Origin of the sequence: Aromatoleum anaerobium (genome assembly GCF_012910705.2) — a bacterium.
GTDB classification, from domain to species: Bacteria; Pseudomonadota; Gammaproteobacteria; order Burkholderiales; family Rhodocyclaceae; genus Aromatoleum; species Aromatoleum anaerobium.
Genome location: NZ_WTVG02000040.1, coordinates 1026461 through 1038827, shown reverse-complemented (window position 1 = coordinate 1038827; position 12367 = coordinate 1026461). Strand labels below are relative to the sequence as shown.

7 protein-coding genes are annotated in these 12367 nt (G+C 65.7%); 6 read left to right on the top strand and 1 reads right to left on the bottom strand.

The window, feature by feature from the left end:
* The first annotated feature begins 6 nt into the window (after positions 1-6).
* The 6 genes from GO606_RS20405 to GO606_RS20380 all read left to right on the top strand — a co-directional run bounded on the left by GO606_RS20405 (position 7) and on the right by GO606_RS20380 (position 9157).
* A complete protein-coding gene (locus tag GO606_RS20405; RefSeq protein WP_246979802.1) occupies positions 7-1290 on the top strand; it encodes a hypothetical protein in 1284 nt (427 codons plus the stop codon).
* Positions 1287-2438, top strand: coding sequence for a glycosyltransferase family 4 protein (locus GO606_RS20400; protein WP_169116657.1), 1152 nt, complete (start codon positions 1287-1289; stop codon positions 2436-2438). Before GO606_RS20405 ends, GO606_RS20400 begins: the two co-directional genes overlap by 4 nt.
* 10 nt (positions 2439-2448) lie before the next feature.
* Complete coding sequence (locus GO606_RS20395) at positions 2449-3267, top strand: tetratricopeptide repeat protein (RefSeq protein WP_169116658.1); 819 nt, start codon at positions 2449-2451, stop codon at positions 3265-3267.
* A 108-nt stretch (positions 3268-3375) separates the two neighbouring features.
* Positions 3376-4611, top strand: a complete 1236-nt coding sequence (locus GO606_RS20390) for an NHL repeat-containing protein (RefSeq protein ID WP_169116659.1) — start codon at positions 3376-3378, stop codon at positions 4609-4611.
* A complete protein-coding gene (locus GO606_RS20385) occupies positions 4608-5882 on the top strand; it encodes a hypothetical protein (protein WP_169116660.1) in 1275 nt (424 codons plus the stop codon). Before GO606_RS20390 ends, GO606_RS20385 begins: the two co-directional genes overlap by 4 nt.
* A 32-nt stretch (positions 5883-5914) precedes the next feature.
* Positions 5915-9157: a fibronectin type III domain-containing protein gene (locus GO606_RS20380; protein WP_169116661.1), complete on the top strand. Its 3243-nt coding sequence runs from the start codon at positions 5915-5917 to the stop codon at positions 9155-9157.
* A gap of 45 nt (positions 9158-9202) precedes the next feature.
* On the opposite strand, the gene GO606_RS20375 is transcribed toward GO606_RS20380, so the two are convergent.
* Positions 9203-12349, bottom strand: a complete 3147-nt coding sequence (locus tag GO606_RS20375; RefSeq protein ID WP_169116662.1) for a sulfatase-like hydrolase/transferase — start codon at positions 12347-12349, stop codon at positions 9203-9205.
* Between the last annotated feature and the right edge of the window lie 18 nt (positions 12350-12367).

The window sequence follows — 12367 nt, the reverse complement described above, 5'->3', positions numbered from 1 at the left end:
CCGGCGATGAGTACGGTTCTGACCTTGCTGCTGCTGTGGGTCGTCGTTTCGGCCGGCCTGCTCACGGCGATGCATGGACGGTTGCTGCGGGCCCTATGGCGCGAGCCGGTGCTGACGCGGCCGGTCGTGATCGTCGAGAGCGACGACTGGGGCCCGGGCCCTGGGACGGACGCCGGGATCCTGCGCGCGATCGCCGCCAGTCTCGACGCGATCCGCGACCGATCCGGCCGGCCGGCGGTGATGACGCTCGGCATAGTGCTGGGGGTGCCCGACGGAGCGGCGATCCTCGCCGGCAAGGGGAAAGTCTATGCGCGGCGCAGCCTCGCAGAACCCGAATTCGCGCCGATCGTCGCGGCAATCCGCGACGGCTGTGCGACGCGGGTGTTCGCATTGCAGCGGCACGGTCTGGAGCATTTCTGGCCGGCTGCGTTGCTCGCGCGCCTCGCCGACGACGAGGCGCTACGCGAATGGCTTGCCGACCCGTCGACGCGCAGCGAAGCGCTGCCGGCGGCGCTGCAGAGCCGCTGGGTCGATTCGGCACGCCTGCCCAGCACGCCGCTTGCGCCGCCCGCGATCGAAGCCGCGGTGCGTGAGGAGGCCGCGCTTTTCAAGCAGGTTTTCGGTGAACTGCCGGAGGTTGCGGTGCCGAATACCTTCGTCTGGGACGATGCGCTCGAGCGGGCCTGGGCGGCGCACGGCGTGCGCTGCGTGGTGACGCCCGGCTGCCGTTACGAGGGGCGCGATGCGGCGGGCAATCTCGGGCCGCCGACGCGCCGCATCCGGAATGGCGAATGCGGTGTCGGCGGGCTGCGCTACGTGGTGCGCAACGACTATTTCGAGCCGATTCGCGGGCACCGCGCGGAGCGGGTGTGGCAGGCGGTTGCGACACGAACGGCGCAGGGCCGGCCGACGCTGCTGGAGATGCATCGCGAGAGCTTCATCGCCGCGCCCGGCGATGCGCGGGCGGCGTTGAGCGAACTCGAGCGCGCATTGCGCGGCGCGGTCGCGCGCCACCCGGCGCTGTGCTTCATGCGCACCGCCGAGCTCGCCTGCCACTTCGGTGATCCGGCGTCGCCGCTGCTCGCGTGCGGGCTGCCGATGCGGCTGCGCGTCTGGCTGCGCCGCCTGCAGGCAGAGCCGCCGTGTGCCCGACTGCTGAAGACAACCGGTCTGGCTTGGCCGCTGCGGTTTGCCGGGTGGCTGCTCGGCATGCGGGCGCGGAACGGGACTCCTGCCGCCAGGACTGGCCAGAGTTCGTCGACTCCCCTGAGCGGGCGCACCGATCGATGACCCAACGCTACCTTGTGATCACCGAATTGTTCCTGCCCACCAAGGGCGGTACTGCCGTGTGGTTCGATGAAGTCTATCGGCGTCTCGGCGGCAAGGAGATCCATATCGTCACCGCCGCCGTGCCGGGCGCCGCGGCGCATGACGCCGCGCACCCGAACAGCGTGCATCGCCTCGATCTGCGCCGCGTCACCTGGCTGCGGCCGGAATCGCTCGGGATGTACCTCAAGCTCTTCGTCCGGTCGCTGGCGCTGGCGCTACGCCACCGCTTCGACGCCGTCCACGCCGGCCGGGCGCTGCCTGAGGGGCTGGTGGCCTGGTTGGTTGCGCGACTCACCGGCCGCCCGGTCGCGATCTATGCGCATGGCGAGGAACTGACCGGCTGGGGCCGCGGCAACAAATACCGGGCGATGCGCTTCGTCCTGCGCCACGCGGACCGGGTCATCGCGAACAGCGACTTCACGCGCCAGGTGCTGACCGACATGGGGGTCGCGGCGCGGCGGATCTCGATCATCCATCCCGGCGTCGACACCGGCCGCTTCCGTCCCGGGCTGCCATCGCGGGACCTGCGCAGCGGCCTGGGTCTGTCGCCCCACGCGAAGCTGCTGCTGTCGGTAGGTCGGCTGCAGCGCCGCAAGGGCTTCGATACCGTGATCCGCTGCCTGCCGGAACTCGTCGCGGCCGGGCTCGACGTGCATTACGCGATTATCGGAATCGGTGAAGACAACGACTACCTTGCCGGTCTCGCGCAGCAACTCGGCGTCGGCGCTCGGGTGCATCACCTCGGCCACGTGCCGCTGGAGGATTTGCCGCGCTGGTACAACGCGTGCGACCTGTTCGTGCTCGCGAATCGCGATATCGCCGGCGACACCGAGGGCTTCGGCATCGTCTTCATCGAGGCTGCGGCTTGTGGCAAGGCTGTCGTCGCGGGGCGGGCGGGGGGAACCGGGTCCGCGGTGCTGGAAGGCATTACCGGTCTGCGCATCGATGGCGACTCGCAATTGGCGGTGACCGCGGCGCTGGCGGCCATTTTGCGTGATGACGGCCGACGCGAGGCACTGGGCGCTGCGGGGCTTGTGCGCGCCCGCGAGTCGCTGAGCTGGGACGCGGTTGCGGCCCGTACGCTGGCCCTGGGGCAGAACCAAAGCTGAGGAGAGTGCAATGAAACGCTTGCTGATCGCGGGCCTGCTGGCCTGCCCGCTGTGCGCCACCGCCGTCGAGCAATTTTCACCCAGCGCTGCCGAACTGCGGATGCTGCCGCCGTTCTGCACCGACCGACTTGAAAAGGGGTCGGGCGGGAAAAACGTCGCCTCGGCCGCGCGGCTCGGCAAGGCGAACTATCTGCATATCCATCATTACTGCTTCGCGGTGAATTTCGTCAATCGCGCGACGCGCGCGCACGAGAAGAAAAATCGTTTGTATAACCTCGGGCTCGCGAAGAACAACTATCTGTACGTCATCAACGCGACCGAGCCCCGGTTCTGGATGCGCCCGCAGATTTACGTCGAACTCGGGAAGGTCCTTCTCCAGTTGAAAGAGGCCGGCGACGCGGTACGCCTGTTCAACGAGGCGATCACGTTCAATCCTGCATATGAACCTGCCTACCATGCGTTGATCGACTTGCAGCGGCAGAGCGGGCGTGCCAAGGACGGCCTCGAGGTGGCGACGGCGGGACTGCAGCGCATTCCGGACTCGCGGTCCTTGAAGAAGGCTTATCTCGAACTGGGCGGCAAGGAGCCGTTCCCGGAACCCGTCGTGAAAGCCGCGCCGGTTCCGCCGGAGACGTCCTCGACACCTGAGCCGGACCCAGCCGGGACGCCCGCCGGCGCTGCGGTTACCACAGCCGAAGGGGCCGCCGTGACATCCGGTCTCGAGGCGCCAGGCGGATCGGCGCCGGCGCCGACGAGCGGCTGCCGTTTCTGCCCGCCTGAAGAGATTCAGCGCAAGTGGGAGAAATCGTTCAAGGGCGGGCAGGAATAGGCGGCGCAGAATGCCGCGTAAAGGGAATGGCTGGCGGCAAGCAGCCTCGATGATGTCACTGTCCGGTATTGGCTGAATCTTGCCGGAATTCAGATGCGGAGCGCGCGAATGTCTCCCATGACGATGGCTTGGCTGGTGCGACTGACGCTGACCGGGATCGTGTTGCAGGCGACGCCTGCCGTTGCCGACTGGCGGGACGAGCGCTGGATCGTCGAGGACTTCACCAACGTTCTCGGCAACGGTCCCGACGGCGGGCCGCTCGCTCAGGCGGGCGGTGGCGTCCATGCACTGTGCGGCGACGAGTCCGGCCGCCTGTTTCTGAGCAGCGGACAGTTCATCGACGTCGTCAGCCGCGATGGCATGCGCAGCCGCCTTGCCGGCACCGGCGAGCCGGGGTACCGCGACGGCCCCGCGCACCAGGCGCAGTTTCGGCTCGGTTTCAGGTCCTATTACGGCGCTCACAACCTCGCCTGCGGCCCGAACGGCGTGTTCGTGCCCGATGGCGGCAATCGGCGGATTCGGCGCATCCACAAGAGCGACGGCAAGTGGCAGGTCGATACCTGGGCCGGCGGCGGTTCGCGCCGGCTGAACCCTGGCGACACCGCCGGGGCGCGGGACGTGACGTTCCGCGGCACGTTTTCGGTCGCCGTAACCGTCAATGGAGAGGTGACCATTGCCGACGACGCCGGCTACTATAGGGTCAGCCCGGACGGCAGGACGATCCGCTATGTCGGGTCCTGGTCGATGACGATGTCACGCGGCCCGGATCGCGCGCCCAAACTCAATGTCATGATGGGTGATGCCGATTCGCGCGGCTTCGTGTATTTCGTTTCGCGCACGCCGAACTTTGTCGTGCGTATCGATCCTGACGACACGGTGGTGCATCTGGCGGGACGTTTCGCCGAAACCCGGACACAGGTGACAATCGGCGACGGTCCGCCGCGCGAGGCATTCTTCGATACGCCGACCAGCCTGGCCGTGCAGCCTGACGGTTCCGCCGTCTATGTATGTGGTGGCGACGAGTACGACATCCGCCGTGTGCCGGCCGACGGCAGCGGGACGACGGCGACGCTGATGAACAACGGCCGCTGGGGCATCGCCTCGGTGCATCCGAATCGCAGCCGCGGGCCGGCCGTCGTGAAGCCATCGGCGAGCGGCCGCCTGCGACCCGACGGAGAACTCACCGATCTGATGGTGAGCCATCTCATCGGTCGAGATGCCGACGGAAACCTGTATGGCTCGATCAATTTCTGGACCGGCATGACGCAGTTCGTCGAAGGCCACGGTCTGCTCGGGACGCGGCTCTTTCGCCTGCGGCGTGCGCCCGCACGGGGGGCGCCATGAATGCCAGGGCCTGTTCGTGGGTGCTGACCACCGTGCTCTGTTGCGCCCCCGCAGCGCATGGCGCGGCGACCCCGGAATCGCTTCCGCTGCCGGCCCCCGACGCGAGGCCCGCAGTGAATCCGGAGCTCGCATCCGACGGGCGCGGAAACTTCCTGCTCGTCTGGCAACAGGGCAGAAACTACTTCGAGCAGCAGGAATCAGACATTTTCGCGCTGCGGCTCGACGGGGCCGGACGTCCGTTGGGACAGCCGATTCCGGTATGCGTCGCGAAGGGGAGCCAGGAGCGCCCGAAAGTCATCTTTTCGGACGGCGTATTCATCATCGCGTGGCACGATCTGCGCAACGGACGCGACTGGGACGTCTATGCCGCACGCGTCGGCGTCGACGGGACGGTGCGCGATGAGGACGGCTTTCTCGTCGCCGGCGGTGCGGCGAATCAGGCCAGTCCTGCAATCGCCGCAGCCCCGACCGGCGCGCTCGCACTCTGGCAACATTACGCGGGTCGCTACTACGAGGTTCATGGCGCGTTCATCGGCGCGTCAGGCAAGCGCGGGCCGGCGCGAGCGCTGGCATTCCACGGCGAAACCCTGCACGGCGGCGATCTGTCGATCGCCAGCTTCGGTGATCGCTGGGTGATGTCGTGGAAGGACGAACGCAAGTGGAGCCGCAGTGAATCGGGTAGCACCATCACCCTTTACTTTGCCAGTCTCCGCCTGAACGGGCCTGATCCCGAAGTAGTGGACGTCGAGCGTGCGCCTGCCGCTTCGCTCGGCAGGGAAGGGGGGCGTTTCGCAAGCGATCTGGCGGGGAGCGCCCTCTACACTGCGTGGGGCGATATTGGTCGGGGCCACCGCATATCGGTTGGAGCGGTTTTTGGCGCAAAATCAGCTGCCGCGCTTGCAAATCCGAATACCGAACCGGAATTGCAATCGTCCAGCTGGAATCCCCGCCAGGTAATGACTCTGTTTTCGACCCGTATCCAGATCGACGGGCCAGTCGTTGCGGCATTCGGCGACGGCGCGTTTCTGGTGGCCGCCCGGCAGACGGGGGCCGCTAGGCCGCCGTATCGAAGCCGCATCCTGGGTTCGCGCCTGTCGCCTGCGGGGGTGCGTCTCGATGATCCCGACAAGCTGCTGTTGCTGCACGAGACTGACTCGTCGGTCGCGAATCCCGCGCTGGCCGCCGGGCCGGACGGATTCGTGCTCGTGTTCGAACAGGACGACGGACCCGGAAACCAGCGGCTGGTTGCGAAAAGTGTGAGGTTGCGATGATCCCTTTATTGCGGTTTGTGGCGGGTCTGCTGTTGAGCGTTGTGCTTTCCGGGCATAGCTCTGCGGCGTTGCCCGGGGCGCCCGGGCGCGCTTACGAGTCGCGCGACGGGCAATTTTCGGTGCCGCTGACGATCAAGGACAACTCAGGTGTCGAGCGTCGTAATTGGCCGGTCACGACCGGTGTTCCGCTGCCTTATGGCGTGGTTCAGGACGTCGCCGGTTTGCGCCTGGTCGATGAGAGCGGACGGGAGCTTCCGCTCCAGGCGGAGGTGCTCAGCCGGCATTGGGCGCGCGACAAGTCGATTCGCTGGGTCTTGCTCGACTTCCAGGTCAGCCTGGCGGCCGGCGGCAAGGCTGTCGTATATCTTCAGAACCGCCGCCCGGAGCATGCAATCGCCGATCCGCTCCGCCTGCGCGAGGAGGGCGACGCCATCACCGTTCAATCAGGACCTTTGACCGCGCGCGTCTCGACCAAGGACGGTTCGCTGTTCAAGTCGGTGAGCATCGACGATCGCGAGATCCTGCGCGCACAGCCGGACGATGGTCCGTGGCTGCGCTCCGGTGAGGTCGGGCGCATGGAGCGCAACACCGGTTCGGCGTGGAACACGCACGGCTGGGACAAGACACGCAGCGTCGAAGAGGTGGACATCGCCGAGCATGTGTACCGGTCAGGCCCGCCGAAGGAAGTGGTGGTCGAGACCAGCGGTCCGCTGCGCACCGTGGTGCTGATCCGCGGGCGCCATCTGCCTGGGAAGTCCGGCAAGGGGATCCTCCGCGACGGTATGTACAACTACACGACGCGCCTGCATTTCTTCCGCGGCCACAGTTTCGTCAAGGTGGAGCATGCCGTCGAGAACTCCGATCGCACGCCGCCGCTGTATAACCACATGTTCCGCGAAGCCGGGCTTGCACATGCGCTGCGTCTGGAAGGCGAGCCGACCGTTACCGGGGGCGGGCTTGGGGCCGAATCGGGCCTGCCGGCCACCGTCTCGGCCCGCCTCGCCGGCACCGAAGAGGCCTGGCTCTATCAAGGCGCCGCGGAATCCGAGAAAAAGCACGGGCGCGTTGTCGTCAGCGAGGGGAATTATCAGATCGGCATTGGTCGCGACGGGCAGATCGAAAAACCGCTCGCCGCCGGCAAGCGCGGACGTTTTCTCGATATCTCGGACTCGACCCGCGGCTTGGCGGTCGCGATGCGCTATCTGTGGGAACACGCGCCGCGGGCGATCGCCGCGTCGTCCGGGCGCCTGCGGGTCGTGCTGCAGGCCGACAGCCCCGGCCATGCGGAACCCCGCGACGGATTGCGCCCGGAATACGACCTCGACTTCGGCCGCCGCAATGTCCATGACATCCTGTACTACTTTCACCGCGCCGACGCGCGCACAGCACGGGTCGCGGAAGTTGCCGAGGCGTTCGAGTACCCGTTGTTCGCGCATGCGCCGCCGGCCTGGTATTCCGATTCAGAGACCTGGTATTTCGAGATCGCGCGAGATCGGGCCGACCCGCCGCGAAACAGGATGAGTGACGGGCATTGGACGCCCGACGGGGCCGGCCTCCGCGCGCATGGTCAGAACAGCAGCTACAACTCGGGAGGCCACCACGACAGCCTGAGCTCCGGCTGGCTCGCCTTCCTGAGCACCGGCCTGTTGTCGGAACTGGAAAAGAACCTGGCGTACGGTCGCTGGAGCATCTCCCAGAATCCGGGTTGGGCCTATCGCGACAACGTGATCCGCTTCGGCGAGGGCGCGCAGCGCCTCACGGCCGTCGATCGCGCGCTGGCCGACTGGAATGTTCTCGCCGGTTTCGGCCCGAAGGATTTCTACACCTGGCAGAGCGAGCGACAGAAGGTGGTGAAGACGCCGCGCGGCCCGGTTACGAGGCAGGCCGGCGGGTGGAGCTACCTGAACGGCTACAAGATCCTGCCCGACATGGAGCATTACGCGCTGTTCCGCCTGTTCGAGTACTACTACCTCACTGGCGATCGCCGCACGCTCGACGCAATCCATGGTTTCGTGAACTGGGACATCAATTTCCAGCAAGTGCATCTTTTCAAGGGGCGGATGCAGCCGCTGAGCAATACGGGTTTCTTCGACAAGGATCCCGGCGCACTGTGGCGGGGGCATTATGCCCGCGTCTACACGTGGATGCTGTACACGAATCTCGCCGGTTTCCATGCCACCGGCAGCCCGGTTTTCGACGAGTTCGCGCGCTGGCAGGTGCGCCGCATGCTCGGCGTGCTGCGCCATCGCCATGGGCAGCTAACGAGCATCAAGCGCGAGGAGCAGGTCATGGGGAAAATGCTCGAATTCCTCAGGGACAGCCCCATGGAGATCTCCAGCGCGAAAACCTGGATGGAGGCGCAAGGCGTGCTGGCGCTGCATGAAGCTTACAAGACCTACGACGACGAGCGCATCCTCGACGGCCTGTGGGGGCAGGCCGACTACTTCTCGCATCACGTGCTCTTCTACCCCCGGCTCGGGATGATCAACAACTGGACGACCATGCCTTCGCAATACTTCGGGGCGGGTGAAAAGTCCGTGACTCCGGGCCGCCACGACCACCTGTTGCAGGCGTTCCCGTATCTTTACCATTACACCGGCTGGCCGGAGATGCGGCGGCGTTACGAAGGCATCGTCAATGGGCCGGGTGACAAGTGGACAGATGCGCGCTTCGAGCAGGTCATCGCATGGGAGCGCGCCAATGTTGCCAAGCGTTCGACGACGCCGCCGGAGCCGATCACGGATCTGCGGGTCGTCCAGGCCGGCCGCGGTGGCGTCACGCTCGCATGGACTGCTCCGCGAGATGACGGGCCGACCGGTCGGCCGGCGCGTTACTTCGTCAAGTACAGCGACAAGCCGATCGTCGAATTCGCCCCGACGGATAACCCGCAGCGCGAGGCCGAGAAGCAGCGCATAGTGTCCCAAGTGGAATCGGTGATCCTCGCGCGGCAGAAAAAGGCAAAGCTCGAGGCGCGCATCGACCGCAGCGAATTCACCGCCGAGAGCGAGGGGACGCCGCGGCAGGATCCGAACTGGGACAAGGTGAATGCGTTCTGGATGGCCGAGCACGTTGCCGGTGAGCCGGTCCCTGCTGCGGCCGGCAGCGCCGAGACCTTCATCATCCGGGAACTCCTGCCACATGAGGCGTTCGGCGCCCCGAGCCAGCCGACGCTCGATAGCCTGAAGCCGGGTACCTACTATGTGGCGATCTGCTCCTGGGATACCGACCGCAACCTCAGTCGCCCGTCGAACGTCGTCAAGTTCGAATTGAAGTAATGCCCGTGCGGCCTTTGCCGCGAACGCAGCCTTGGCGAAGAACGTTCAGGTCGCGTGCCCGTGCCGCCGCAGCACCGGATCCTTCTCCATCCACTTGCGCAGTTCCGCCCACAAGCGCGCGACCTCCATCGGGTGATCTTCGGCAAGGTCGCGCGTGCATCCCGGATCCGCTTCAACATCGTAGAGCGCCAGCAGCATGCCCGACTCGAGCGGTTGATACACCAGCTTCCAGCGCCCGTCGCGCACCATGCGGTCCTTAGCGAGCAAGACGATGTCGTGGTACTCGGACTTGATCGCGAGCGTCCCGCTGGCATCGTCAGGCACGTCGAGCAGTTGCAGCAGGTCAGGGTAGCTCAGGTGCCGGGGCGGCAGGCCCGGCACCGGCGTGATCCAGATGCCGGTCTCGTTGTATGCCTTCAGTTTCAGGTCGAACGCCGGATCGAGCATCGCCGGGACGAGCGACGAACCGTCACATTTGACCGACGGCGCCTGCAGCAACTCGAGCAGCGTCGGGACGAGGTCGATCGTGCGTACCACCTGATCGACCCGTTGCCCGCCCGGTTGGCGCGGGTCGGCGATGATCAGCGGAATGCGCGCGCTGAAGTCGCCGAGCGCGGAATTGCCCTGGCCCCATGTGCCGTGTTCGAAAAACTCCATGCCGTGATCGCTGTACAGGACGACGATGGTGTTCTCAGTGAGGCCGCTGGCCTCCAGATGGCGCATCGTCCGGCCGACTTCGTCGTCGAACTGTGCGACGCAACCGTCGTAAAGATCGAGGATCTGGTCGAGGTCGAACTCCTCGCGTGGCTCTCCCTGGCGGCGGATGATTTCGAACGGCTCGGTCAGCCGCGCCATGGCGAACTTTGATTCTCCGGCGTAGGCGGGATTCGCGTGGCGGACGTAGTAAGGAAATTCGGATGCGAACGGTGGATGGGTGGTCGAATAGAACAGGTTCAGCAGGAACGGCTCACCGGTCGCCGCGAGGCGCGAAATCATCCGCCGCCCGCGCCTTCCGAGCTGCTCCGTCTGCGGAACGCCGCCGAGATAATACAACTCGGGGAGCAGCAGCCGGCCGATGCGGTTATGCAGAAAAAGCGAAAGAAACAGTCGGATGTCCTTCGGCCCCTGACGGATGAGGTACTTCAGGTTCCACTGGTCATCCGGCAGATCGAGGATGTCGAAGCCGAGCGAGAACTTGCCGAGGTCAGCGCCGCACCAATCCGACACCGCGGCGGTGCGATAGCCGAGCGCGCCGAGGATGCTCGGCAAGGCGGGCAGGTCGAGTTTGGTTTCCTCGTCGGGGACAAAGTTGTCGCGAATCCCGTGCGTATGCGGCCAAGTGCCGGTCAACAGCGAGATCAGGCTCGGCGCCGTGCGCGCGCAGGGCACATAGCAGGCGCCGAAGCGGGTGCCGAGCCGGGCAAGCGCATCGATGTTGGGGGTAAGGGGCTGGCCGTTCCGCTGCGCGCCGACACGATCGGCGCGCAGCGTGTCCGATCCGATCATCAGCACGTTGGGAGCGCCATTGCGGCGCGGCGCCGGCACGGGCGAATCGGGTTCCTTAAGTGCGAACGCCAGTACGCCCAGATAGCCGACCATCATGCAAAGGAGCGCGGTAGCCATTCTGGCCGCATCGCCGATCGCGAGCGACGCCGCGAGCAGACCGCAGAGCAGGCTGACGCCGCCGACTCCAATGATCGCGGTCCAGCGCAACCCGCGCACCGACAACAGGCCCCATACTCGGTGCAGCCGGGCGCCGCGATACTGCCACGAGGCGACGATCAGTCCCGGATTGTGGATGAGCGTATGGCAGACGACGTAGCCGGTGGCGAGCGCCAAGCTGAGCGCGGCAGCCACCGTGGTGAAATATGAATTGTCGCGCACTACGAGGGCGTCCGCTGCGGCCACCGCGAGAAGCGAGCCGGGCAGCGCGAAGAAAAGGCCGACCGCAAACGTCCAGAAGCCCAGGCGGGCCATCGCAAATGGAACATGGAATCGGTAACGACGCGTGATCTCGTCGCGCATCCGCGGACCGGTCTGCGAAAAGTCGAGCATCGATTTCAGCATCAGCGCGATCGACAGCACGAGGGCGACGCCAATGGCGGGCATGACGGCATCGTCGAAGCGCTGTCCGGCCAGCAGGCCGGCAAGCGCGAACCCGCCCGCGCCGAGCGCAGCTGCAAGTCCCAACTGGTTCTGAGACGGTAGCCGTGAGAGCCTGGTGCGTCGTCCCCGTCGCAGCCCTGCCTCGTACATGCCGCTCATTTCGCCGAGCGAGGATGCGAGCCGCACCAGGTAAAAGCGCCGTGCCTGCGCGTCGAGCGCCAGGCCGCTACGTAGCGCATAGCCGCCGACCTTGCGCCACATGTAGAGCGGTACTCCTCCTTCGGCATGCCGGAAGCGCATCACGGACTTGGAACGGTGGAAGCCCTTTCTTATCAAATACGAAAATTTCAATCGCTCGCCGTCGACATAGTGATACTGGACGATCTGAGGGGCGTAGTGCAGTACTGCGCCGTTTCGCAACGTCCTGCGGATCCACTCAACATCTTCCGAGCCGCCCAGGTCATGGCCCGTAGGGCCAAGTTCGGTAAGAAACGGTCCCGTCGTGCGCACCACTCCCAACCTGACGACGAGGTTGCCCCCACCTGGAATTCCGCCGTCGAGGTCCACGCGCATCGGCTTGTCGCCCTGATCATAGCGCGGCACCGGCAGCGGATAGATCCGGTATGGTCCGTCGTCATGTACCCATGGGGGTTCCGTGCCGTCCCAGTCTGGCAGGATGCGACCACAGATAAGGCCCGCCTCGGGCCAGGCCCGGGCGGCATCGACAATCGATTTCAGATACCCCGAATCGACGCGATGGTCATCATCGACGAATGCAATCAATGAATCACTGAGCATTGGCAACGCACGGTTGAGTGCCTGCGACTTGCCTGGCGTCGGTTCGGCGATCCATTCGAGAGGAAGGCTGTGGGACATCTCGTTCGTCTCGCTATATTGGGCGAGAAACTCATGGGTGCCGTCGGTACATGCGTTCGCGACGACGAAGAGACGCACTCGTGTATCCAGCGGCCGTTGCGCTGCGTTGAGCGACGCAATAACGCGCGACAGCAGTTCTACACGGTTGTGCGTGCATATCAGTACAGTGAGCGAAGCTGCGGGATCGGCGGCGGCGCTACCGTCCGGCATTCCGTTTCCATGCATCCT